This window comes from bacterium SCSIO 12741, assembly GCA_024398055.1.
Classification (GTDB): domain Bacteria; phylum Bacteroidota; class Bacteroidia; order Flavobacteriales_G; family Salibacteraceae; genus SCSIO-12741.
The window spans coordinates 2,503,422-2,527,258 of record CP073749.1 but is presented as its reverse complement, the minus strand read 5'-3'; the positions used below and the strand labels follow the sequence as shown (position 1 = coordinate 2,527,258).

Annotated in this window: 20 protein-coding genes and 1 tRNA gene; 12 read left to right on the top strand and 9 right to left on the bottom strand. The window is 44.8% G+C overall.

The features are described from left to right. Nucleotides 1–58 precede the first annotated feature (58 nt). On the bottom strand, nucleotides 59–2,200 hold the full coding sequence (locus KFE98_10720; protein ID UTW64583.1) for a PrsW family intramembrane metalloprotease: 2,142 nt from the start codon (nucleotides 2,198–2,200) through the stop codon (nucleotides 59–61). 125 nt (nucleotides 2,201–2,325) lie between these two features. Here KFE98_10720 and KFE98_10715 point away from each other — a divergent pair, with 125 nt between their 5' ends. Then, entirely contained in the window at nucleotides 2,326–3,285 is a 960-nt protein-coding gene (locus tag KFE98_10715) for an arginase (GenBank protein UTW64582.1), read from the top strand. Here the strand turns inward: KFE98_10715 and KFE98_10710 are convergent. Then, nucleotides 3,282–4,091, bottom strand: a complete 810-nt coding sequence (locus KFE98_10710) for an NAD(P)-dependent oxidoreductase (protein ID UTW64581.1) — start codon at nucleotides 4,089–4,091, stop codon at nucleotides 3,282–3,284. The two genes, KFE98_10715 and KFE98_10710, sit on opposite strands and share 4 nt — an antisense overlap. A gap of 133 nt (nucleotides 4,092–4,224) precedes the next feature. Between KFE98_10710 and KFE98_10705 the strand changes: the two genes are divergently transcribed. From KFE98_10705 to KFE98_10690, 4 genes are all read left to right on the top strand, one after another. Then, nucleotides 4,225–7,119, top strand: a complete 2,895-nt coding sequence (locus KFE98_10705) for a leucine-rich repeat domain-containing protein (GenBank protein UTW64580.1) — start codon at nucleotides 4,225–4,227, stop codon at nucleotides 7,117–7,119. After that, on the top strand, nucleotides 7,116–7,886 hold the full coding sequence (locus tag KFE98_10700) for a hypothetical protein (protein ID UTW64579.1): 771 nt from the start codon (nucleotides 7,116–7,118) through the stop codon (nucleotides 7,884–7,886). The genes KFE98_10705 and KFE98_10700 overlap by 4 nt, the downstream gene beginning before the upstream one ends. A 52-nt stretch (nucleotides 7,887–7,938) precedes the next feature. Further along, nucleotides 7,939–8,346 (top strand): hypothetical protein, encoded by a 408-nt coding sequence (locus KFE98_10695; protein UTW64578.1) that lies wholly within the window; start codon nucleotides 7,939–7,941, stop codon nucleotides 8,344–8,346. 90 nt (nucleotides 8,347–8,436) lie between these two features. Next, nucleotides 8,437–10,434 carry a T9SS type A sorting domain-containing protein gene (locus KFE98_10690; GenBank protein ID UTW64577.1) on the top strand — a complete coding sequence of 666 codons (1,998 nt, stop codon included), beginning with the start codon at nucleotides 8,437–8,439 and terminating at the stop codon, nucleotides 10,432–10,434. On the opposite strand, the gene KFE98_10685 is transcribed toward KFE98_10690, so the two are convergent. The 3 genes from KFE98_10685 to typA form a co-directional block, all read right to left on the bottom strand. Beyond that, on the bottom strand, nucleotides 10,421–10,975 hold the full coding sequence (locus tag KFE98_10685; protein UTW64576.1) for a hypothetical protein: 555 nt from the start codon (nucleotides 10,973–10,975) through the stop codon (nucleotides 10,421–10,423). The genes KFE98_10690 and KFE98_10685 overlap by 14 nt on opposite strands. After that, on the bottom strand, nucleotides 10,968–12,623 hold the full coding sequence (locus tag KFE98_10680) for a hypothetical protein (GenBank protein ID UTW64575.1): 1,656 nt from the start codon (nucleotides 12,621–12,623) through the stop codon (nucleotides 10,968–10,970). The genes KFE98_10685 and KFE98_10680 overlap by 8 nt, the downstream gene beginning before the upstream one ends. A 187-nt stretch (nucleotides 12,624–12,810) precedes the next feature. Next, nucleotides 12,811–14,607, bottom strand: coding sequence for a translational GTPase TypA (gene typA / locus KFE98_10675; protein ID UTW64574.1), 1,797 nt, complete (start codon nucleotides 14,605–14,607; stop codon nucleotides 12,811–12,813). 170 nt (nucleotides 14,608–14,777) lie between these two features. Here typA and KFE98_10670 point away from each other — a divergent pair, with 170 nt between their 5' ends. Then, a complete protein-coding gene (locus tag KFE98_10670) occupies nucleotides 14,778–15,149 on the top strand; it encodes a c-type cytochrome (GenBank protein UTW64573.1) in 372 nt (123 codons plus the stop codon). 152 nt (nucleotides 15,150–15,301) lie between these two features. After that, on the top strand, nucleotides 15,302–16,609 hold the full coding sequence (locus KFE98_10665; GenBank protein ID UTW64572.1) for a hypothetical protein: 1,308 nt from the start codon (nucleotides 15,302–15,304) through the stop codon (nucleotides 16,607–16,609). A 75-nt stretch (nucleotides 16,610–16,684) separates the two neighbouring features. Here KFE98_10665 and KFE98_10660 read toward each other — a convergent pair whose 3' ends face one another. Continuing rightward, the gene (locus KFE98_10660) at nucleotides 16,685–17,554 is read right to left on the bottom strand and encodes a DUF808 domain-containing protein (GenBank protein ID UTW64571.1); all 870 of its coding nucleotides are present in this window, start codon (nucleotides 17,552–17,554) and stop codon (nucleotides 16,685–16,687) included. 184 nt (nucleotides 17,555–17,738) lie between these two features. Between KFE98_10660 and KFE98_10655 the strand changes: the two genes are divergently transcribed. From KFE98_10655 to KFE98_10640, 4 genes are read left to right on the top strand one after another with little or no spacing between them, the layout of a single operon-like run. After that, nucleotides 17,739–19,673, top strand: coding sequence for a hypothetical protein (locus tag KFE98_10655; protein ID UTW64570.1), 1,935 nt, complete (start codon nucleotides 17,739–17,741; stop codon nucleotides 19,671–19,673). 6 nt (nucleotides 19,674–19,679) lie between these two features. Further along, nucleotides 19,680–19,970 carry a hypothetical protein gene (locus tag KFE98_10650; GenBank protein ID UTW64569.1) on the top strand — a complete coding sequence of 97 codons (291 nt, stop codon included), beginning with the start codon at nucleotides 19,680–19,682 and terminating at the stop codon, nucleotides 19,968–19,970. Next, complete coding sequence (locus KFE98_10645) at nucleotides 19,960–20,310, top strand: hypothetical protein (GenBank protein UTW64568.1); 351 nt, start codon at nucleotides 19,960–19,962, stop codon at nucleotides 20,308–20,310. Before KFE98_10650 ends, KFE98_10645 begins: the two co-directional genes overlap by 11 nt. After that, nucleotides 20,297–20,662, top strand: coding sequence for a hypothetical protein (locus tag KFE98_10640; GenBank protein ID UTW64567.1), 366 nt, complete (start codon nucleotides 20,297–20,299; stop codon nucleotides 20,660–20,662). The genes KFE98_10645 and KFE98_10640 overlap by 14 nt, the downstream gene beginning before the upstream one ends. Nucleotides 20,663–20,672: 10 nt before the next feature. On the opposite strand, the gene KFE98_10635 is transcribed toward KFE98_10640, so the two are convergent. Genes KFE98_10635 through KFE98_10625 form a run of 3 tightly spaced genes read right to left on the bottom strand, consistent with a single transcriptional unit; the run spans nucleotide 20,673 to nucleotide 23,417 of the window. Next, nucleotides 20,673–22,070 carry a short-chain fatty acid transporter gene (locus KFE98_10635; GenBank protein UTW64566.1) on the bottom strand — a complete coding sequence of 466 codons (1,398 nt, stop codon included), beginning with the start codon at nucleotides 22,068–22,070 and terminating at the stop codon, nucleotides 20,673–20,675. Between the two features lie 55 nt (nucleotides 22,071–22,125). Then, nucleotides 22,126–22,509, bottom strand: a complete 384-nt coding sequence (locus tag KFE98_10630; GenBank protein UTW64565.1) for a DUF3127 domain-containing protein — start codon at nucleotides 22,507–22,509, stop codon at nucleotides 22,126–22,128. 8 nt (nucleotides 22,510–22,517) lie between these two features. After that, complete coding sequence (locus KFE98_10625; GenBank protein ID UTW64564.1) at nucleotides 22,518–23,417, bottom strand: flavin reductase family protein; 900 nt, start codon at nucleotides 23,415–23,417, stop codon at nucleotides 22,518–22,520. A gap of 190 nt (nucleotides 23,418–23,607) precedes the next feature. Between KFE98_10625 and KFE98_10620 the strand changes: the two genes are divergently transcribed. Further along, nucleotides 23,608–23,689 (top strand) — tRNA-Leu (locus KFE98_10620). Nucleotides 23,690–23,837: the final 148 nt, after the last annotated feature.

Sequence of the window (23,837 nt, the reverse complement as noted above, 5' to 3'; positions counted from 1 at the left end):
ATCTGATTTATAAGATCACAAAGATGGTTACTCTGAATCACACCAACAAGTATTTCCTCTACTCGACCAAGGTAGCGTGGCAAAAGGCCCATTTTTTCAATTGCCTCTTTTGGATGTGCGGCTGGCTCAACAAAAACTCTCCGGGCACCAGGTAAATCAGAATGGGCGTTGCGGTTTTAAAATTGTCGGGATTGTTGGGTCGGTTGGTTTTGATCAACACCTTTTTGCCTTCAAAGCCCAAGACCGGGAATTCCCGATCGGCTTCAAACAGATACCAATGCACTTCTCCAGAAACACTTCGCTTTTCTCGCAGCACACCTTTCATGGGGAAATGCAAACTCAAATCCCAGGCTTTTAGCCCCACCGATTGGGATCGTTTTAATGGAAGTTGAATGGACAACCTCACTCCGGTAAAATCGGGTGGAACTCTAAGAGAGGGTAGCACAAAAATGCGGGAAAGGGAAAACTGGTTCCACTGCCCTCTAACCATGGAAAAGCGACTGAAGGAAAAGGCCAGGTAGTAAATTATGAATCCATAGTTGTAGACTTCCTTTTGAAAGTAGTGATTGGCTTCGCTCCGGCCATATCGCATACCGTAGAAAAGGTATGAGGTCATGAGAATGGCAGTTAGGGAAAGAATCAGGTAGGATTGTAATTTTCGGTTGTTTAATCGCTTCTTCCAGGTATAGAAATTGGAAATATTGATGGCATTGTTCTTCATGATAAACCAGAAGTGTACGGATATGATAAAGAACAGCATGGTGACTATGGAAAATTGACTGGCCCAGCTATTAATTAACCAGAAATCGTAGAACCCATGAGCCAGGGAGGCAAAAAAGAAGAACATGCCCACAAAGAGGTACTTGTTGACCTGGTAACGGTATTTACTAAGCAACAAACCATAACAGGCTACAGAGGTAAACATCATGTGGCCAACCGCCGCCACAAAAGCCCGAGCTGGGATGTTTGTAATCTTTCCATACTCGATGTAGCCAATATTCTCAATTAAAGCAAAAGCCAGGGCGGATAAAGCGCCATAGAGGATATAATCATAAGGTTCGTTGATGGCTCGGGTAAACCGGATCATAACCAGAATGGGCAGCAATTTGACAAACTCCTCCACCATGCCTATTCCAATAACACAGTAAAAGAAATCATTGATCGGATTGCCGTTTAACGAAAAACCCATATCGCCCAGCATATCCGAAATAGGATACACCAAATAGATGGTTCCGCAACTCATCGTAAACACCAACAGCAAGTGATACCAACGCTCTGGTTCATAGATATCCAAACGGTAGATATAGTATCCCCAGACCAGCGTAATCATCAAGGCTACCAGAAATCCTGGAAGGTAAAACCGCCGGAAATCGTTTCTAATTACCTCCTTGAAATAGTTGACAAAATCCAATTTGTGAAAGAAAACGCTTCGGTTTAGCGACGAGGGGATATACTCTCTGGCCTTTTCGTCATAAACCAAGGCTCTCAAAGCCTCTCTCTCCGAGGAGCGATACAGGCTTTCTGCCAACCGATAATAAGCTCCCTGATGATAACCCTCCGGAACAGCAACTTCTTGTAGAAACCATTTCTGGGCTTCGATATATTCGTGATCCACTAAGGCAACCATACCTCGTACAAAATGCTCGTATTTGAGATCTTCTGGTTCTGCTTTTAGGTATTTCCTTGCCTCATCAGGTTGAACGTGAAAAGCATATAACAAACCCAAATACAGACGAGCAAATTCAGGGTGCCTTTCGGCCAGCTCCTCATAATATTTTTGAATTCGGTCACTCTCATCGGTCAGAGTCAAATAATAATAACCTACCGTCCAATAAGCGTTTCGGTTGGAAAGTCGTTTTTCGTGCCACACCAACCACTCAAAATTCAGGTCTCGGTTAAGAGGATCTTTAAGGAGCATTTCTTCGGTAAGCCGAAACACTTGGTAGTCGTTGCCCTCCCGCATATAGAACTCCCGTTCTTCGGACAGGGAATCGAATTTGCTGGAATCAAAAAACAGATTGATAGAAAGGAGCGGAAGAACAACCAGAGCCCCCAGCGTGATACCAAAGCCAAATCTGCGCCAGGTAAAAAACTGACTCTTATCCGCTGCATGCAGGTACAACCTCCAGGTATTAACCACCCAAACACCGATCAGGTAAAGACCAATGAGGTTAAATATGAGGTAAAGGACAAACTGCATCACTACGGATTTTCAGAGATATACGGCGTTCTAAATTAAGCCATTTTTGCCCGCTCCAACGACTCACCACTTTTTCTGTGATATAATCCTTTTCCAAACTACCTTTGCTTGGAAATCGAGTTGCTATGAGTCAAATCAAGATCATTATTAACCGGTCGGAACTGGGAGCCGGAACCAGGGGATCAAGCCTGGGAGCAGATGCTTTGGAAATTTCTGCTATAAACCGAAAAGAAGGTTTTTTCAATCAGTTTCCGGTAGCTGAAGTAGAGCACAACAATCGCTTGCTTTATCAGGAAGATGAAACTCCGGATGCTCACTATCTCGAAGGGATCATTGAAGTGCACGAACGACTCGAAAAAGAAATTACCATCTCCCTTAGAGACGACCGTATGCCGGTAGTTTTATCCGGAGATCACTCCAATGCTGCCGGTACCATTGCGGCCTTGAAGAAAAACATCGGTTCGAAACGTTTAGGAGTCATTTGGGTAGATGCTCATGGTGACCTTCACTCTCCTTATACTTCTCCTTCTGGAAATGTACATGGAATGCCTCTGGCTATCTCCTTGGCTGCTGACAACAAGGCTCATGGTGAAAAATCACCGGGAACCCGAACGGTACGGCTTTGGAATGATGCCAAAGGACTGCACGGCATTGAACCGAAGATCTTACCGGAGGATCTTGTCATGTTTGCTGTTAGATCTACCGAAAAACCGGAAGATGAGCTGATGAAAGAAAAAGGTATCAAGAATTACTCGGTACCAGAACTTCGTTACCGCGGCATTCGTACTTGCCTGGACGAAGCCTTCGAAAAACTAAAAGACTGCGATTGGATCTACCTGTCATTCGACGTAGATGCTATGGATAGCTTAATGGTTTCTGAAGGAACAGGAACTCCGGTTGAAAAAGGATTGGACCCCGATGAAACCCGCGAATTACTCAGCACAATTGTTAAAGAAACCAAGCTTCTCTGCATGGAATTCGTGGAGATCAATCCCTTGTTAGACAACAAAGGAAATCACATGGCTGACGTAGCTTTTGATTTGCTGAAGGACCTGACTCAGCTTATCACCGATTCTCCTGACTAAACAAAAAAATCAGGAAACAGATCAGATCCCGGAACTACTGAATACTTGGATAGGTCAGTTATTCCAGCCTCCTTCAAAACTTCTTCATCGAGAAAGAAATTTCCAGTTGTTTCAGCGGCTTTCTTTTGCGCAATTAAAAAAGCCGAATCGGCAACTACATCGGGCTTACGCGAACGCTGAGCCAATTCCTCGCCTCCCAACAAATTTCTAACGGCAGCCGTATCGATGGTTGATACCGGCCACAGGGCATTCACTCCAATTCCCTTGCTTTTGAGTTCTCCAGCCAATCCCAAAACGCAAAGACTCATACCGAATTTGGCAATGGAATAACCCAGGTGGGGCGCAAACCATTTTTCTTCCATGTTCAAGGGAGGGGACAACATCAAAATATGTGGATTGGCCGAATTGCTCATCAGCGGAATGGCATATTTAGAAACCATGAAAGTGCCCCGGGTATTTACCTGATGCATGAGATCGAAACGCTTCATGGGTAATATTTCTGTAGGCGACAGGTTGATGGCGCTGGCATTATTCACGAGTACATCAATTCCTCCGAATTTAGAGGCCGTTTTTTCCATAGCCTCAGCCACCTGCTCCTCACTACGAATATCCAGTTCCAGCGCCAGGGCCTTACCTCCGGCTGCTTCAATTTCTTCTGCAGCCGTATAGATGGTTCCGTCCAATTTCGGATGAGGTTCGGTCGTTTTTCCGGTAATAACCACATTCCAACCTTCGCGGGCAAACCGCAAGCCAATAGCCTTTCCAATTCCTCGACTGGATCCCGTAATAAATAGTGTAGAGCTCATATTTTTCTAAAAACCTAAAGTTAGACTATCCGGGCGATTCAGAGGGAAGAAGAAGGAAATCAATCAGTTGATATATACTAAAAAATCATAATGGCGTTATTTTTGAACGTGCCTTCCCAAATCTACTACTCACATGTACAAACTTGCCGCCCTCTGCCTGTTTACTTTTGTGTCAGGAATTTCCCTGGCTCAAACTGCCTCGGATAGTACCTTTTACTCCCTGACTAAGGCCTTAAACAACCCTGAAAAAGTCAAACATCTGATTCTCAAAGACCAAAACCTGGATTCACTTCCTGTTGCGGTGCTTTCTATGAGAAACCTGAAAGAGTTAAACGTTGAAGGAAACAACCTTCAGCAATTACCCGGAGATTTGGGCCAGTTTCCGCATCTGGAAATCGTTAACTTAAGTCAGAACACGGGACTAAAATTGGGCGTTGTTCTCCGCCAATTGAGCAATGCTCCAGAGCTAAAACATCTGGACCTAAGCAGCTGCCAATTGGAATATATCTCCTACCGCATTGGACGATTGGCCCAATTAGAAACTTTGAATTTGTCGCACAACAAACTCAAAAAGCTACCGTCCGCTCTGTTTTACCTCAGCCGGCTCCAAACTCTTGATTGCACCAACAACCGAATTGAAGAACTCCCGCCTGAAATTCAGATTACAGGTCAACTCATGGAACTTAAGTTGTCAGGAAATCCAGCCCTTGATTTGCAATCTTCCATTGAGCTTTTAAAAGGTATCGGCTCCCTACAATCGCTGGAAATTGGACCGGTGAATCGAGAGAAGTTGAAATTGGAGGGCCTTACCGTTAAAAACCTCGTGGTATTTGGAGGTACTCAACAAAAATTGGGTCCGGCCCTTCGATCCATGTCCGATCTGGAAACCCTGACCCTACACTGGTTTGGACCGACGAATCAGGATTTAATTTGGTCGAACCTGGCTCATATTCCTCAACTCAAATCACTTGAAGTAAAAAGCCGTAACCAGGTAGAGATTGATCTTTCACTTGGTTTTGATTCACTCCAATCCCTGTTAGTGGAAGCCAAAGGAGTAGCCCAACTAAAAACTTCTAAGCAGACATCGGAAAATCTCACCTCGCTTAAAATTCAGGTTCCTACTTACGCCTTCTCTTCGGAAGAAGTGAAATCGCTTAGCCGGTTGAAACGGCTTCAAAAACTCGATTTATCCGGTTGTGGAATTGCCCAACTTCCAGAAAACCTAAATGAACTCAAGGCCCTCACCGAACTTCGGTTGAACAATAACAAGCTTAGTCAATTACCCGCCATCCAAGCGGATCTCAACAACCTGGCACTACTCGAACTTACCGGCAATCGAATTACGGAAGGCACGCTCAATCGCTTAGACAGCATTCTTCCCGATTGCGAAATCCAGTTTTACGGAAGTCCTTATTCCGATCTGCTGACCAAAGACAACAAAATTGTTCCGCCTATTCCTCATCTGGAACCGCAACCGGAAACCTTTACCTACCAACCGAATGCAACTACCGAAATTGAAACCCAAGCAGGTTATAAATTCAGAATACCCGCCGGTTCTTTGATGGACGCAGATGGTAAGCCGCTAAAACAACCCGTTCCTATCGAAATAACCGATTACAATACGGCTGAAGATATTGCCTTAAGTGGAATTCCCATGACGTTAGGAAGTGGTGAAAACGCCCAAAGCTTGTCCTCCCAAGCTATGTTCAAAATAGAAGTGCCTGGTCAAAATGGCGTGAGCATCGATCCGGCCAAACCCATTCAAGTTTCACTCCCCTCAGCTGCGAGTCGGGATGGTGATGAACTGTTTGTTTTTGACACCGTAGCCGGAAATTGGACCAGACCTCAACAAGACAGCGCGACCCCTTTTACCCTGGATTACGAAACGGTTGGATTTATACAGCAAAGACTGAATATTAATCCACCAGAGAGACCTTCCAGAAAAACCATATCCGTTAATCAAGAACGCTTGAACTTCAAGGTAAAAAGAGATCGAAACAAAGACAGCTTTACGGTAGTGGTGAAGAAGGAACCGACCTATCGGATTCGACGAATCAACAAAAAGTTTCCAGAATACAAAGTTCTCCAGCAAGCCACTTGGGTTTATGAAGGACCTGATGCCCAGAATCGGTATGCCCAGCTGGACTCTTTGTCTCGGGATTTGCGCAGGTATTACCGAAGTCGGAAAAGAACAGGCTTATTTCGAAGAAATATTGCAAAAACCTACAAACCCGGTTATTTCCAGGACATGACTTTGTCCTTAAACCCGGAGGGTGATAATTTCGAATTGAGTCTACAGGCCATGAATGGAGAAACGGCCATCACCCTATTCCCTGAATTTGGCAGCAATCGCCATGATCAGGAAGCGCGCCGAACCAAAAAATTGTACAAAAAATACCGCAATCGCTACGAATACTCGAGGAAGAAATGGACTTCTCTGGATGAACGCATTGCCGAAGAAGACGAGAAGTACAACGAGAAGTGGGAGCGGTATCAGGAATCGATGAAGGCGTTTAACGCCACCATGAAGTCTGCGATTGAGGAAGAATATGACGTATCCTTACCGGACAACTTTGATGCCATGGACTACCAGGTTTCAAATTCCCTTCCCGTTTCCCCTTTTTACAATCCAATGCCAGTGACCAGAAGAGTTTGGGCTTCGTCTATCAGCCTGGTAAGCCTGGGCTTAATTAATATTGACAAGCCCCTTCCACCACCACCCAATCCCAATCTATATGTAGGGAATTTTGTAGACTCGACCGGTAAAATCATTTCTCCAGAGCGAATCATTTTGGTGGATGAAAGAAACAAAAACACAGTTGCCCTGGCATGGAACAATTACCTCGTCATCCCCTCCCACCACAAAGTGAGTATGATTGCCACATTTGATAATGGAAATGCCGTTGCCATTGTGGATAAGCGAGAAATTCGAAGCTTGCCTTTTGGCAACCGAAATGCCGAATTTCCGCTATCCATTATTCCTTCTGAATTAATTACCCGGGAAGAGATTAGAACCCAACTTCGATGAAATTAAAGGCTGCGGTGCTTTTTGTTGGATTGACTGCTACCCTTTATGGGTATGGTCAAAGTCGCAGTTTTGTGCGTAGCCTGGACAGTAACATTGCTCCTGTTGGCAACCTCTATTTGCTCGAAGGAGTGGATCACCGTCCCCTTCATAAATCGGATCTCGATATTCCGGTTGATCCGTTGGACATCGATCAGGAGAAACTCAATGCAGCCCTTTTCTTGGCCATCAACGAACGGCGAAAAAGATTACACCGATCATCATTGATTTATAGTCCCACGCTCGACATTCTCACCTTTCAGTATTGTTCTCAACTTTCCCGGTCTAAATTCAACCCTTCTTCGGCCAATGTGAAGAGAATGGAAAAATACCTCTACCTCGCCAGCCGGAAGGTGGGATTTGATCTGGGTTACATTACCGCGGTTACCAATCGGGTGAAACTGATGAATTACAACGGGTCCAAAGACTACTTCTATTACAGTAAGGACACCGATACCGATTTGCATTTGTTTTACGGAAAGCGAACCGATGTGCGAGACTCATCCAAAGTGTTGGAACCGGTTCCCTATCACACCTACAACAGCCTGGCACGAGCCATCATCAAACAGTCGTTTCGAGGGAAGCAAGCCCGAAAACTGAGAATCAAACAATACAGCCGTATGGCATGCTGGATTTATCCCATTGAGCGGAGTATTGATGGACGCTCAATTCCCGAAGCCAAGATCATGATCGTACTGGGAGGGAGTCGGTTAGCGGAAATTGAAGAGTAACCTTTTTCTATTTTCGTCGTAGTTTTATTCCAGGATAATAAACCTTCTTTTTATGGATCGGAAGAATTTAATCAGCTATACGCTCTATGGGCTTTTTGTATTGCTATTCAACTCTTGCGGAAACGCTCCTGAAGAAAAACCGGCCTATCCTCTACCCATCGATTTAGGTGAAGTGAGCCGCATGGAGATTATCACTTTTCCAGGTCCTGAAGAGGGGGATTCAGCTCAGGAAAGTCATCTGATTTCAACCATGCATATCGCCGCCATCATTCACGATATGAACCGGGCTAAACCCAGCGGACTGCAACCATTTAAACCTACCCATCGCCTGATCGTACACTTGGGTCAAGACTCCATCCGAACGTTTTACTTTCGAGGAAGCGTTTTTAAGGAGAAGGGTGATTTTAGCTTAAAAATCAGTTTGCCGGCCTACGCGGATTCTCTCTGGAGAATTGAATAGTCCCCTAAGAAGTAAGGTACGCGACCAATGCATAGTCCCTGAGGAAGGGAACCAATCAGCAGGAGCATTTTTCCTTAATTTAGCACCACCATGTTGCGTTTCCTGCTCATTTTCACGCTTTTACTTTTTGCTTCCATCGGGTATGGACAGAAATTAGCCGAACGACAGGTTCTCAAATTGCGAGCAGAAGTCACCTCCGATCCCGCAACAATTCAACTCCTTTGGCCTTCTACAGGCGCAGCCAATCAATTCAACGTCTATCGACGCGTTTCCCTTGATTCCATGTATTGGGGCAATCCCATTGCTACCCTAAGTGGTAGCTCAACAAGCTTTACAGACACGTCTGTTTTGGTTGGGGAAGATTACGAATACCAGGTTGTTCAAACCGGGGCGCAAAACGCTACGGGATACCTCTATTCAGGCATTAGGAAAAGTGCTGTTCACCACCCAGAGGGAGTTATTCTGTTGATTGATAAAACCTACGAGCAAGCTTTGGCTCCCGAAATTGAACAACTGGAAAATGATTTTCGCCAGGAAGGACGCCACGTTATTTCCTTGTACGTAAACCGCTCCGAGTCCCCACGTGATATTCGAGACAAAATTCAGGGAACCGTTTTCTCTTCCCGGATATGGATGTCACATCTATTCATTTTAGGCCATGTTCCTGTGCCCTATTCCGGTGATTTTGGTGGCACCTATCCTCCACCCGACGGACACATTGTAGGCAGCGGTAGTCATACGGGAGCCTGGGTAGCGGATTCCTACTACGGCGATCTCGATCAAATCTGGCAGGATCAGGTCGTAAACAATACGACAGGCAAGCAGAATCGCAACCACAATATCCCGGGAGACGGGAAATTTGATCCAACTAAAATCCCATTTGCCATTGAACTCAAAATCGGGCGGGTCGATTTGTACGACCTTCCAGCCTTTGGAATGAGTGATACGCTTCTTCTTAAGAGGTACTTGCAACGCAATCACCTTTGGAGAACCGGGCAATGGCAGGTAACAGAAAGAGCGGTTATTGATAACAACTTTAATGGCCTGAATCTGGCATCAACAGGATGGCACAACTTTACCGCGAGCCTACCCTGGGATAGCGTAAAAACAGGAGATTACTTTTCGGCCCAAAAAACAGGATCCTACCTCTGGTCTTTTGGCTGTGGTGCCGGATCTTATACTTCCTGCAATGGTGTGGGCACGACCTCAGATTTTGCTTCAGATTCTTTGCAAAACGTATTTACCATCTTATCTGGCAGCTATTTTGGAGATTGGGACGTGACCGATAATTTGCTTCGTGCTCCATTGGCGAATTCGGCGCTGGCTTCTTTTTGGGGAGGAATTCCCAAATGGTATGTTCACACCATGGCCCTGGGTGAAACGATAGGTCAAGGAGCAAGAGCAACTACCAACAATTCCAGTGTGTATTTCAATGGCCAATTCAACCTCAGCCATCACTCCACCCACATTTCCTTAATGGGTGACCCTACTTTGAAAATGCGGTATTACCAAGGCCCAACAGGACTTATGGCCAATGCCATCAACAACCAGGTTCTATTGAGTTGGACTCCCGGAAAAGATTCGGTAGAAGGCTATCACATCTACCGCATTGATTCGGCCACTGGAGTTCTTAACCTTTTGAACACCACCCCGATTTCAGGCACCTCTTTTACCGATTCCACCTTGACGGAATCCAATACAGTGCACTACCTGGTTCGAGGAGTAAGACTGGAAACTACCCCTTCAGGAAGCTACTACAACCTGAGTGCAGGATCGAGAACATCGGTTCAGTTTGACTTTATTCATAGCGTTAGCGATCCACTGGTAGGGCAAACGTTTTGGCTTTTTCCTAATCCCACCAAAAGCGGTGAATTTGTCTTGGAAATGGGTATTGATCGAGCAACCACCTGGACTTTATCTCTGCTCGATTTAAACGGAAAGAAATGCCATGAACAACAGTTTCGTACCCAGGTAGGTATGAATTCCTTTCGAGTTCAGTCCCATCTTTCACCCGGAGTTTATCTCGTTCGATTTGAAGATGCCTATGGTGCAGCAGCCATGAGGCGACTGGTGGTTACTGGGAATTAAGCGCTTCTAACTTGGATAGGGCACTCGTGAGTAGGGAGTCTATGTACGAAGGATCCGATGTGTACCCAAAATCTTCCAATTTCTTTTTCTTGTCTGGCGTAAGTATGGCAAAGTACGGCTGAGCGTTGGTTTGAAATCGCTCAATTTGGTAGTAGGAATTTTTTCGTCCCAGTGTTTTCACTTTAAATTCCCGGTCATTAACGGTCCAGATAAACCACTCTTCCTCGGGCAATAAGGTCTTATCATCCACCATTAACCGAGCAATTACAAATTCTTGTTTCAATCGATCACGAAGCAACTCTCCGGGTAAAACGACTTCCTCCATCTTACGCGTGCAGGAGATCCAAGAATCAAACCACAGCAAAAGCGGCTTCTGCTTTTCACGGGCACAGGCAAAAGCATCTTCAAGGTTGTTAAAAGCAGGAAGGGGGTAATCATATTCTCCCTCGCCAGGATAAGCGCATATTTGAGGCGTTTTGGGCTCAGATTGGCAGGCTATAAAAACCCCTAAAGTCAGCACTGGAATTCCCCACTTAATCATTCCACTCCTTCAATAACTCCTGGGCCATTTCTACCACTGGGGTATTAGGGCTTTTCAGAAATTGTTCGACATAGATCTTCGCTTCTTGTCCTCCCATGATGGATAAGGACCAGAGGTAGGATCGGCAATTATAGTCACTGGTTGATCTTTCCTTTTCCGAGGCAAGAATGATAAATTCTACCGCCGATTGATCTTTTAACTGAGCCAATCCTAAGGCGGCATCTCGTTTCATAAAAGACTCGATCTCATCAGATTGAAGCGTTTCTATGAAAAGGTTCCGGTCTTCAGCTTCCGGAAAAGTAGCCAGGTATTCAATCGACGCTCTCTTCCAATCACGGCTTGAATGCTCACTTTGATACATCTGCCTACAAAATGCCTGTAGCGTATCGATTTCCAATTCCATCGCACGCTCCAGCATATTGGCGGTATGAATTTGAGGATTCAGTATAAATCCCGGCAAAGCCGCTTTTACTTCAGGGTTATCATTTCCTTCCAAAGCATCCACAGCCCAATAGTTTTCATCCAATCGTCCTGTTCTGATATGCCTCAGCAAAAGCTCTGTTGTAGCCTTATCTTTCCGCCCTCTTACGGCCCGCATCAAATGCTCACGGTGATCTTTATTTTCCAAAGAATCAAGGGCCATCAAAACATCCGGAAGCATTTCATCGGTGTAGAGCCATTTCTTTTTGAAGACGTTGAAATAATAGTTTTTTGAAACGGGTTGTCGGTACAAGGTTTGCAGCCCCAATCGAACGCTTTCTTCCCGCTTGGAGCCCAGCAGCGCATCCAGTACGTCATCAGGTACGGTATCGCCCTCATTCAGTTGGTAGACTACCATTTCCCGGTCACTTTCCGTAGGGCTATTGGCCAAAGCTTCCAGGGCAATGGCTCGGGTTTGAGAGCTATCCAATAAGGGTTTAAGAGTTTCCTCCAGATTACCTACTTCCAATTCTTTCAGGGAGTAAATGGCATAGCCTTTAATCTTAATGTCCCATTCCCTAACTGCCTCCTTAAGCAGTAATTCGGTGGAATCGTTTAATGGGGATTGAGTCAGGATTTGAGCCGCCAGAATGCGAGCCATTGGCTTTTCGCTATGAATTCGCCGATAGGCTGTTTGCTGTAGCGAATCCGGAGAGAGCTGAAAAAACAGCGGTGCCATGTGAGCATCTCCCCAGGTTTCGTGGTCCACCAATACATCAAACAGAGGCGTGGTTCGATCCGATTTTAAATGCAGCAAAGCCATAGTGGCCCACCGGAGGTTTCCTTCTTCGGTTTCCTCATTTAGCTTTTGATAAAGTACATCTTCATAAGTCTTGTCACCCGCACTGGCAATGACCAAATAAGCCAATATCCGTTGATTGGGGTTATCGGATTTGATCAACCGACTCACTCCTTTTTTATAAGCTTTCTCCTGGCTAAATTCCTGAAGAGGAAATTGCTTCATTTTCTCCCCTTGCAGGCCAGCCATCAATTGGGTGATGTCGCTGTGAGGGGTGAGCAAGCTCGAATAGGAACGAAACATTCCGTTCAATTCCTCCCGAGTAAAATCCTTTTTGTGAACCGCTCGATCGAAGTCTTCAAAAAATGCTTCCTGCGCAGTAAGGCTAAAAGTGAACGCCAGGAGAAGTGCGGAAATCAGGATCTTCATGAGCATGGGTTTTGCCATTCAAACCTAAACATCAATGAGGTGCAATCCTGGGGTAGGGCTCCAAAAAACCTTAAATCATTTTTTTCCACCAAACTTTCGGATAACCTATCCGAAAGAGTCAGACAAATCCGAATGAGTCAGGTGAGCATTGAAAATTCATCCGATATCCATCGGACTGAAGATTGAATCAGGCTTCGGAACGCTTACGCTCGTGTTCTTTAAGCAGAATCTTTCTCAAACGGATGGCCTTTGGGGTCACTTCCACATACTCATCCTTTTGAATGTATTCCAACGCTGCTTCCAAAGAAAATACTGTTGGCGGGGCCAATTTTACTTTGTCGTCAGTAGACTGAGTCCGCATGTTGGTCAACTTCTTCGTCTTCGTCACATTGATCGTTAGATCGTTGCTACGAATGTGCTCTCCCAATACTTGACCTTCGTATATTTCATCACCTGGGTGAATGAAGAATTTACCTCTATCCTGGAGTTTGTCCAAAGCAAATGGAATCGCCGTACCCGTCATCAAAGAGATCAAAGCTCCATTGTTACGGGTAGGGATATCTCCTTTCCAAGGTTCGTATTTCAGGTAGCGGTGTGCCATGATGGCCTCTCCTGCAGAAACGTTGAGGATAAGCGTACGCAAACCAATGATTCCACGAGATGGGATATTGAATTCCAAGTGAATCAAATCTCCACGTGGTTCCATGATGGTCATTTCCCCTTTACGCTGGTTAACCAATTCGATCACCTTACCTGAAGACTCTTCGGGTACATCGATGGTCAACAATTCAATTGGCTCGGATTTTTGTCCTTCAATTTCTTTGATGATTACCTGAGGCTGACCTACTTGTAGCTCATACCCTTCCCGACGCATGGTTTCGATCAATACAGACAAGTGCATAATTCCACGCCCGAATACCATCAAACGATCTGGTGAATCAGTGTCTTGTATCTTAAGAGCCAGGTTTCTTTCGGTTTCTTTTTCCAGACGCTCACGAATGTGACGAGAAGTCACAAACTCACCTTCTTTACCGAAGAAAGGAGAGTTGTTGATCGTAAACAACATGCTCATGGTAGGTTCATCAATGGTGATGGGTGGCAAACCTTCCGGATTCTCAAAATCGGCAACGGTATCGCCAATGTCAAAAGACTCGATTCCGGTTAAGGCGCAGATATCACCACATTGGATTTCGCTAACCTTTTGTTTTCCCAATCCTTCAAAAGCAAATACTTCCTTCAATCTGGAGCGAACAGGAGTTCCATCTCTTTTTACCAGGTTAACTGGCATATTCTCACGCAAAGAACCTCGAACAATTTTTCCAATGGCAATACGGCCGATGTAGGAAGAATAGTCGATGGTAGTGATCTGCATTTGAACCGTACCTTCTTTTACCTCGGGTGGTGGCACTTTGTCCAGAATCATATCCAAAAGAGGCTCAATGTTTTCAGTTTTCACCTCTGGATCGTCGCTCATCCATTCCTGCTTAGCTGAACCGTAAACACATGGGAAATCCAATTGCTCTTCGGTAGCTTCCAGGTTAAACATCAGGTCAAATACCATTTCATGCACCTCTTCCGGGCGACAGTTTGGCTTATCCACCTTGTTGACAACCACGATAGGCTTAAGCCCTAAGTTCAAGGCTTTTTGCAGTACGTAGCGTGTTTGTGGCATAGGACCTTCAAAGGCGTCTACCAAGAGTAGTACACCATCGGCCATGTTCAATACCCGCTCTACTTCACCTCCGAAATCAGCGTGACCAGGAGTATCAATAATGTTGATCTTGGTTCCCTTGTAGTTTACCGAAACGTTTTTTGAGAAAATGGTAATTCCTCTTTCCCGTTCCTGATCGTTGTTGTCCAGGATCAAGTCACCGGTTTCTTCGTTGTCGCGAAACAGTTCACAGTGATGGAGAATTTTATCTACCAGGGTAGTCTTCCCGTGGTCAACGTGAGCGATGATCGCAATATTTCTGAGGTTCTGCATGATGTTTTTTCCTTCTGTCAAAAATCCTGCAAAAGTAGATTTAAAAATGGAAAGAGAAAGGAGAAAAAATAATCTGATAATGATTTGATAGCCAGTTCGTAATTTCTGGTCCCTTTCCAGACAGAGGCTCGTTTAAAGATCTGATTACCTTTGTTTAACATCGCTGCTGTATGAAGTACTTAAAAATTGCCCTCTTTACCCTCCCGTTTATCGTATCATCAATGAGTTGTTCTTCCTCCTTTTTTGCCACGGAAGATCCGGCCAATATGACTCCAGGAGAGCTTTTTCGAAGCTACTGTGCCTCGTGCCACCGGGTGGATATAAAAATGATCGGCCCAGCTTTAAAAGGGGCAAAGGGACGTTGGGAAGATGAAAAGCTAATGGTTGAGTTCATTCACAACTCATCCGACTTTGTTGCCAAATACCCCAACCATGCTTATGCCAATAAACTTTACGAAGAATACAATCGATCACTCATGTCTGAACGGAGTTTAACCGATGCCCAGATCCTCTCGATTATGAATTGGGTGGAGACACAGTAATTTTTTTTCGATCAGGGTTTACCTTTTATCCTTCGGAGGTATGAAGGGTAAATGATATTAGAATGAACTTAGCAAGGCTACCCATAAAAAAAACAACTGCCATTCCCTTTTTACTCGAACCAATTTATCGAACTAGGCTACCTTTTCGAACCATGAGATTACTCATTTTGGCAACTTTTACTTTGTTCATTTTCTCATGCCAGGATGATGAGCTCAAGACAGGACAAACTGAAAACGAAAACATCCAAAGGCAACTTGATGTTGAACCTTCAAAATTCACCATCCAACCAGATAGGGACACCATTCTTTTTGGCCAATCCGGAACGGTAATTTTTGTTGAAGCAAACTCATTAGAATTTGAGAATGGAGCAATCCCAGCATCGAACATAGAAATTGGATTGAAGGAGTATTATTCCCTGTCAGATATGATTACCCAAAATCTTTCTACCATAGCAGATGAAGGCCTTCTGGAAACTGGAGGAATGATAAATCTGAAGATAAATTCAAATGGCCAAGAACTTAAGCTAAAGAAAGGAAAGGACATCATTATTCATTTTCCAAAGAATGGAAACAGCCAGGAAATGCAATTGTTCTCCCAGTCAACATCAGAACAATCAGATAGCATCGTAAGATGGAGAGAAGAAAAGCATTCCACAGGACATGAGATTGATACTATTACACCATTTTATACTAAGTATGAAGATCTTAACTCTGGCCGATTGGAACTTGAGGACGGGACAAACATATGGACTTGGTTGAGGCAGGAAGTATCCCTTACAGAAGAAGAACGTGATTATGTTCGCCTAAGAGATGTCAATATTCGATTTATTGTTTCGAAAAACGGGGAAGTAAAGGATGTAGAACTTGAGAAAAAACATGATAAAAAGAAGTGTAAGAGGCTCGTGAACTTAGTTTCGGAAATGCCCAAGCTTAAGCCGTACAAAAGAAATGGTAAGGAAATAGACATGGAGTCCTGGCTTAATTTTGCAGTTAAATACATTCCAGCCAAATACCTAAGCAACGAAGCCTATTTAAGAGCGATTGAAAATAAGTATCCCGAATTTGACAATCAATCGATCAATGATATTAGCCAGATCGAGTTAAATTATTACATCTTCAGCACGTCAAAATTGGGGTGGTTGAATTGCGATCATTTTATAAATAGTCCAGAGAACAAGGTTAATATGACCTTGAAGCAGAAGTCTGATGAAAACTTAATGATAAAGTTTATCTATAAAGATTATAAATCCATCATCACTCCAACTTATAAAAACGGAATAAACTCTTTCAACGATATACCTGAGGGAAAGGACGTTACTCTAATGATTATAAAATCAAAGAGGAATAAAATTCAACTATCGATCACTGACCATAAGACGAAGGCGGGAGAGATAACGGGGATAAAGTTTAAGGACTACACCATGGCCGAATTAAAAAAAGAACTGCAAAAGTTAAATTGAAGGAACGCACTAAATAACCAAGTAGGAAGTAATCAGAAAGTAGGTAACTCAAGGTCAAAGCTTTCAATTCGAGGTTTAGCTCCATACCCTTTTTACTCCAGAAACAAGGAGCAAAACAATGCCTCCAATAATGATTCCAGCCAAAAATTCGAACAGAGTCCCAGGAAGAGGCAGCACTTCTTCAAAATGATGAACGAAATGCAGGTTATGCACAAACAGTCCTCCGGAAACCAGAAACAAGGCAATGGTACCAACTACACCCAAGCCTTTAATTACCCAAGGTAGGGCCTGAATGAGAAACAATCCAATTTTGTCTGAAAGTGTGTCATTCTCGGGATTTAGTCGGACGAGTTTGAAACCCAAATCATCCATTCGAACAATCAAAGCCACTATTCCATAAACACCCACGGTAGCCAGGAGGGCAATACCCGTAACTACTGGAATTTGAACCGATAAAGGTTCGGCTGTAACAGATCCCAAGGCGATGATTACGATCTCAACGGAGAGAATAAAATCGGTGATAACAGCAGACTTAACCTTCTTCTTTTCAACTACCATCAACTCCTCTTCCGATAAATCCACGGATTTGGTCGGCTTTTCATCGGGATGATGGGGAACAAAAACTTCATAGACCTTTTCGGCTCCTTCGTAGGCCAAAAACAATCCTCCAAGTATCAGAATCACGGTGATGGCCATTGGAAAATAGGCACTCAACAAAAAGGCAAAGGGAAGGATGATCAGCTTATTGATCAGGGAGCGCTTGGAAATGGCCCATAGAACGGGCAATTCTCTTGAGGAAAGAAAACCGGAGGCCTTTTCGGCATTAACGGCCAGGTCATCACCAAGGATACCTGCCGTATTTTTTCCGGCCACTTTTCCAACGGTGGCCACGTCGTCCATTAAGGTGCCAATATCATCTAATAGGGCAAAAAGTCCAGAAGCCATAATGTGTTAGTTTGGCAGCTAAAATAGGATGAAGAAAGGATTGAGATGCTCTGTTCCCGGCACAACTTTCAAGATTGACGAATAGATGAGCCTTTCGATTCAAAAATCGGGAGGTTTGTAATCCATAACACTTCGGTTTAGCCCATCACGCACTTCCACCTTATCTTTATCGGCAGAGCTGACAATGATGACCCGAAAAATTCTATACCTCTTACTTAGCCTGAGCCTCATTGGTTTGTCAGCTGGATGTGGAGAAAAAAGTAAAAAGGGTCTGGTTGCAGAATTGAATTCCCGGGCCGATTTTGATCGCCTAAAAAATCAACCCCTATCGAGTAAATATGGCAAGACAGAAACGGTCAAATTCTACTTCAACCGGGCCAGTAAGCAGCTCTATTTTATCGATTCGAAGGTCTATCGCCTGCATTACCACTTTGCCGAACAGGTGCTGGGCTATTGGCGTGGTCATTACTTTTTTAATGAGTATGCCTATTCGGATGACCCGGATCGCGACGAGTATTTTGGGGACTTGAATTATTACCCCGATCTGGAGACCTATGCCTTGGAGTTTGCTCCCAGCGATGGTATTTCTTCGGATCAAATTGCCGCCTGTTACCGGGCCATCAAACAAAGCAGTTATGTGGGCGAAGAACTAAAGCTGCTTGCCGTTAACCCCCATCAACAGAAAGTGATGTCGGCCATCGAGCCTAAGGTTGACTTGCTGTTTCCCGATGACGTTTTTAAACAGCTCACCTATCAACCTCTTATTCTGGGGACATGCTATGGTTACCTTCGAAAATGGACCAGTGATTCCCTGAAGAAAAAATGGCCTTCGCCCCAGGATATCCTTTTGCTGGATCATACTCCGCTCGACCTTCCACCTACGGCAGGTGTATTGTGTAAGGATTTTCAAACTCCCCTGAGTCACCTTACTGTTTTGTGTGCCAATCGCAGGGCGCCCTTCGCCTCTTACCGTCCGCTCTTCACCGATTCGCTGCCACAGGTAGATACCCTGCTCGAAGAACTGGTTAAAATGACGGTGACCAACGATTCTTTCTTTATTGAAAAAGCTACCCTTAGCGAAGCTCAACTTTTTTGGAATGAACGAATGCCTCAAAAGCGGGTTAAACTGAGTTCCGACCTGGAAAAAAGGGGATTGATCACAGGTAATAAATTGGGTTTTAAATCGGTCTCCTATACTGGATCGAAAGCCGCCAATTACGGCGAACTTAAAAACATTCCTACGGAAAACGGCTGGGTACCTACAGCTGGCCATGCCTTTGCGATTCCCTTCTACTACTATTACGAGCACGTGCAGCAAAACAGCATCCATGTGCTGATTGATTCTCTTAAGCAATTTCCCTCTTCAGATCGGGAGCAGACCAAGGCTCGGTTGAAGCGAATTCGAAAAGCGATTAAGGCTGCCCCGGTTTCGCCTGAGCTTTTGCAACTGATCGAAAAGCAAGCAGCAGCTAAGAATATGCCCAATCGGTTGCGTTTTCGTTCCTCGACCAATGCCGAGGATATTCCAGGCTTCAACGGTGCCGGCCTCTATAAGTCGAAAACAGGAATAATTGGAGACCCCAAGAAAACGCCTGAAAAAGCCATTCGAAAAGTTTGGGCAAGCCTCTGGAATGAGCGGGCTTACTACGAAAGAGAATACTTTGGTATTGATCAGAGTGAGGTATACATGGGCATCCTTGTTCATCGATCTTTTCCTGATGAAGTGGCCAACGGCGTCGCCATTACTATCAATCCCTATGACGCTGGAAATCCAGGGCATTTGATCAACGTACAGCATGGGGAAACCAGTGTGGTCAGTCCTCCTCCTGGAATCGTGTGTGATCAGTTGGTTTGGATTCATAGTTCCCGTTTAAGGGACGATCGGCCGGTGATCGAATACATTACCCGAAACTCTTCCGGAAAGGAAGTTCTCAGCGATGAAGAGATCAACGAATTGGCTGATATTCTGGACAGCATACGGCATCATTTTTACCGGAATTCAAGAAGCCGGGTAAAAGAAAATCAATACGCCGTGGATATTGAATTTAAACTGATCGGGCCTCACCGGGATATTGTGATCAAGCAGGCTCGTCCTTATCCTCAACCAGCTAATCCATAAGGAATCATGTTGTTTGCCTTTGCCGCCCATGCCTCCGAAACTCCATACCACCTGGTGCATTATGGACTGTCCCTATTCCTCTTATTTCTTGGTGGATTATTCTTTTGGAAAGGCTCTCAATCGGGAAGGAATTGGATGATGTACCTCCAGTATGGTTTGGGTATCGCCCAACCCTCTTTACTCTTGGCTGGGTACCCCATAGAGCAGGCATACGATATTATTATTTTGACTTTTTTGCATTTTGCTTTGGCCATTTTCTTAAAAAAGTCGTTGATCCCTAAAAGTCATGCGAACTAAATTCACAGCTGTATTTTCAGTATTGGCCTTGATGCCATTTGCCTTATTAGCCAATAACGGCCTCCAAGGATTGGAAACGTTGTTCCACATTATCATGGGGTATGGATTATTCGTCCTATTGCTTTGGCTGGGAGGATGGTTGGTGCTGTTTAAAGGTGGTAGAATCGTACGGATAGTCTTCACCGTAATCCATATTCTACTATTTGGATTCAATTTCTTTCTGTCGGAATTCATCTCGGATTTTTTCGAATTCAATCTGGGCATTTTCATACTTATTCCACAATGTATTCTTGTTTTGTTTCTCATTTTCTCATTTCAATCCAAGCATGAAAAATCTTAAGCCCCTACTCCTGTTAGCTCTATTGGCTGTCCCCCATTTTACCTGGGCGAGCATGAATGGGGTAAACTTCAATGATTTGTTTTTGATGGTGATCGTGCTGTTCCTTGGAGGGCCAGTTCTGCTGGTGGATTTGTTTTCCATTAAGGCCACTAATACTACCTACCTGGCCTCCTTAGCTGGAGTGAACGGTGTAGCAGCCTTTATCATTCTTTCGGCTCAAGTGGGCTTGGACGAAATGGAAAATCCAGTCGCTTGGATTGCAACGGTATTGTTTGTGGGTTTAACGTGGTACTTCTATACCCGTAGGCAACGGTCCAAAATCAAAAAGCTACAGCAGGAAGAGGACGTTTAGGCGCTGCTTTTTAAAACAAAAGCAATCCAATCAGGAAGATCAATCCGCCCAGTAGAAACAGGAGTAAGGTATACGGCAAAATATCCTTAGCCTTCAATCCTGTGATTCCAAGTAAGGGAAGTGCCCAAAACGGTTGCAGCATATTGGTCAATTGATCACCATAGGCCATCGCCAAAATACTCTTGGACAAAGGCACGTCGATGTTTCTGGCAGCCTCTACGATAATGGGACCCTGAATGGCCCACTGCCCTCCCCCACTGGGTACAAAAATGTTGACTATCCCGGCACTAATGAAGGTAAATATGGGATAGGTGGTGTCATTGGAAACGGCAACAATGGCCTCTGAAAATGAGTGAATCAATCCGGACTCTTTCATCATTCCCATGATGCCGAAATAGAGCGGAAACTGAATCAGAATACCCGATACGCCGCCAATGGCTTCTTCCAATGCCTGAAGGAATCGAGAGAATTTTTGGTGCATCAACAGTCCCAGTGCCAGCAGGGCCAGGTTAATGTTGTTGGGCGTGAAGAAGGCCAGAATTCCTTTTTCATTAAACCAGGTAGCCTTGAGCACAACAACGCCCAGAAGAATTAATCCAAAGCCCACTCCTAACCAAGAGGAATGGTCCAGTCTTTCAGCACCAAATAATTGCTCTGCTACCACGTGATCGGATCCCGGAGAGGCCTTTAAGTCAATAGGCTGTGGCTTAGCCCTTTTGCCCACCTGAAAGAGCACAAAGGGAATGACGGTAAAACACAACAAGGTCACCACCAGATTCATCGGCGAAAAAACGGTTTGCGAAAAGTCAATCTGCTCGGGGAGCACGCTAATCTGTTCGGGAGGATAGATCCCCTTCATCAAACTTTTCAGGTGCCCAGGCTCAGCCACCTTGGTCAACGAAGATCCGGACAAACCACCGTGCCATACCATCAGACCAGCATAACCTGCAGCTCCAATCAACGGGTAGTTAATTGACAAGCCTTTTTCTAAGGCCTGTTCAGCTACTTTTCGGGCGAAAATGGCACCAAATATCAGGCCCAAGCCCCAGTTAAACCAACCTACCATCATGGTCAATAACACCACAGTAGCAGCCGCACTAGCCGTGGTTTGGCAGTAAACCAGAGCCTTTCGAATCAGGGCATCAACCGGCTTGGTGAGCGCCAATACATGTCCCAGGACGAGCATCAGCATCATCTGCACCGCAAACACCATCAAACCATTGGTCCAGATTCCCGCTTCCCAACTACTGGAAACTTCCCAGGCACGAAGCCATAAGCTATCTGCCTGAGGATAATCTCCGAGTGAAAAAGCCAGGAACCAAGTCACCACCGTCAATAAAACGGCAATGGTAAACGGCGCCGGCAATACCGACCGAAAGAGTCGAATAAATCTTTCCGAAAAAGACATGGGACGAAAATAGGAAATTCGTCCCGTCAAAAAAGTTTGTGCTTAGCCGTACTGCTTAGAACGGAAGATCGTCCTCTTCAGCTGAAGCAGCAGGAGCATCACCAGCCGCTGGAGCAGGTGCAGCTTGAGGGGCACCAGCAGGAGCACCGGCAGCAGCTTGAGGAGTCAAGGCCTCAATACGCCATCCGTTCAAGCTTACAAAGTACTTCACCTCACCTTGAGGATTGGTCCACTCACGACCTCTTAGGTTAATTTGAACCAAAACTTCGTCACCCATGTTGTAGCTATCCAACATTGCGGTGTTGTTTTGGGTGAATTCGATCAAAAGAGTTTGAGGATATTGCTCAGCAGTAGTTACTACCAATTCGCGTTTGCGGAAACCGTTGCTTCCAAATTCCTGAGTTTGTCCAATTACTTTGATTCTTCCTGATACTTCCATGGTACTTATTAATCTTGATTGTTAAAGGATAAAAGTGTTTTCCAGGCATCCTCAACCTGGTTATTGTTTAATAGCTGGTGTGCATGTTTGTGTAATTCTTCCTCCAAGCGAGTAGGCTCATCTTCATGCTCCATAAATAGGTCACTGAGTTCGATGAGTTTAAACTCGTTTACGGTGGTCTCATCGGGTAGATTTTCTACATTCCCCAGCATTCCCAAATCGTTGCCGGTAAGAAATTTTGAATTCCGGATATCCTCCGGAATTTGATCTACTCCAATACCTAAGGTAGTAAGCGGCTTAGCCACTTCGAAAAGTGCGTCACCATTGGCTCGGCAATACCAATTGCCACCCATTCTACCTACTAAATCCATTTTGCGGGTATCCACTTTTCCAGCTTCATCCAACACATCGGGATGAATATGGATGCGAACCACCTCGCTAATCACGAGGTTTCCTGCTCCACCATTGCTGCCCAGCTCGATCACTTCATTGACCTTGCATTCCAGCTGCACGGGAGATTCCTTCACCCGAAAAGGTTTTACGATATCGGATTCAAGCATGGTAAAACCTGCTTTTTCAAACTCATTTACTCCATCCGGATATTCGGTTGAAGACAAACTCATTTGCTGAACCATGTCGTAGGTCACCACGTTGATAACCACTTCAGGGTGCACCTTTACGTTTTCATAGGTGTGTTTGGTGGTATTATCCCTTCCTCTTCTCGCTGGACTAAAGATCGCGATAGGAGGATTGGCACTAAACACATTAAAGAAACTAAAAGGGCTAAGGTTTGGATTTCCGTTAGCATCCACCGTACTGGCAAAGGCGATAGGCCTTGGACCTACTGCTCCTAAAAGATAACCATGTAACTGAGGAACAGGAATTTCTTGGGGATCTACACTCAACATATACACCAATTAGACCGACAAATGTACATTAATCCTTTGCCCTAAGCCTTTTTCAGGCCCTTGATTTTCCCCGATAAAATCAACAGGTTTTCCCCAATTTTTCCACGAAAAATAAAGCCGCAAATTTTAGCACGTCAATTAAAAGAGAAGAATTATATTTGCGCCCCCTTCTTAGAGATAGGAAGTGTATGCGGGCGTGGTGGAATTGGTAGACACGCTAGACTTAGGATCTAGTGCCGAAAGGTGTGAGAGTTCGAGTCTCTCCGCCCGTACAAAATCAGAGCGAGAAGCGAGATTAGAGAACGAGGATCATTTATTTGGTTCTCGTTTTTTTTTGCACTTAAGGAGAGGCGAGAAGTCTACCCGACTGAATGGAATGAAGGCGGGAGTCTCTCCGCCCGTACAAAATCAGAGCGAGAA

Coding starts and splice junctions, on each gene's coding strand:
- KFE98_10720 (UTW64583.1), bottom strand. CDS start 2,200: ATGCAGTTTGTCCTTTACCTCATATTTAACCTCATTGGTCTTTACCTG.
- KFE98_10715 (UTW64582.1), top strand. CDS start 2,326: ATGAGTCAAATCAAGATCATTATTAACCGGTCGGAACTGGGAGCCGGA.
- KFE98_10710 (UTW64581.1), bottom strand. CDS start 4,091: ATGAGCTCTACACTATTTATTACGGGATCCAGTCGAGGAATTGGAAAG.
- KFE98_10705 (UTW64580.1), top strand. CDS start 4,225: ATGTACAAACTTGCCGCCCTCTGCCTGTTTACTTTTGTGTCAGGAATT.
- KFE98_10700 (UTW64579.1), top strand. CDS start 7,116: ATGAAATTAAAGGCTGCGGTGCTTTTTGTTGGATTGACTGCTACCCTT.
- KFE98_10695 (UTW64578.1), top strand. CDS start 7,939: ATGGATCGGAAGAATTTAATCAGCTATACGCTCTATGGGCTTTTTGTA.
- KFE98_10690 (UTW64577.1), top strand. CDS start 8,437: ATGTTGCGTTTCCTGCTCATTTTCACGCTTTTACTTTTTGCTTCCATC.
- KFE98_10685 (UTW64576.1), bottom strand. CDS start 10,975: ATGATTAAGTGGGGAATTCCAGTGCTGACTTTAGGGGTTTTTATAGCC.
- KFE98_10680 (UTW64575.1), bottom strand. CDS start 12,623: ATGAAGATCCTGATTTCCGCACTTCTCCTGGCGTTCACTTTTAGCCTT.
- typA (UTW64574.1), bottom strand. CDS start 14,607: ATGCAGAACCTCAGAAATATTGCGATCATCGCTCACGTTGACCACGGG.
- KFE98_10670 (UTW64573.1), top strand. CDS start 14,778: ATGAAGTACTTAAAAATTGCCCTCTTTACCCTCCCGTTTATCGTATCA.
- KFE98_10665 (UTW64572.1), top strand. CDS start 15,302: ATGAGATTACTCATTTTGGCAACTTTTACTTTGTTCATTTTCTCATGC.
- KFE98_10660 (UTW64571.1), bottom strand. CDS start 17,554: ATGGCTTCTGGACTTTTTGCCCTATTAGATGATATTGGCACCTTAATG.
- KFE98_10655 (UTW64570.1), top strand. CDS start 17,739: ATGATGACCCGAAAAATTCTATACCTCTTACTTAGCCTGAGCCTCATT.
- KFE98_10650 (UTW64569.1), top strand. CDS start 19,680: ATGTTGTTTGCCTTTGCCGCCCATGCCTCCGAAACTCCATACCACCTG.
- KFE98_10645 (UTW64568.1), top strand. CDS start 19,960: ATGCGAACTAAATTCACAGCTGTATTTTCAGTATTGGCCTTGATGCCA.
- KFE98_10640 (UTW64567.1), top strand. CDS start 20,297: ATGAAAAATCTTAAGCCCCTACTCCTGTTAGCTCTATTGGCTGTCCCC.
- KFE98_10635 (UTW64566.1), bottom strand. CDS start 22,070: ATGTCTTTTTCGGAAAGATTTATTCGACTCTTTCGGTCGGTATTGCCG.
- KFE98_10630 (UTW64565.1), bottom strand. CDS start 22,509: ATGGAAGTATCAGGAAGAATCAAAGTAATTGGACAAACTCAGGAATTT.
- KFE98_10625 (UTW64564.1), bottom strand. CDS start 23,417: ATGTTGAGTGTAGATCCCCAAGAAATTCCTGTTCCTCAGTTACATGGT.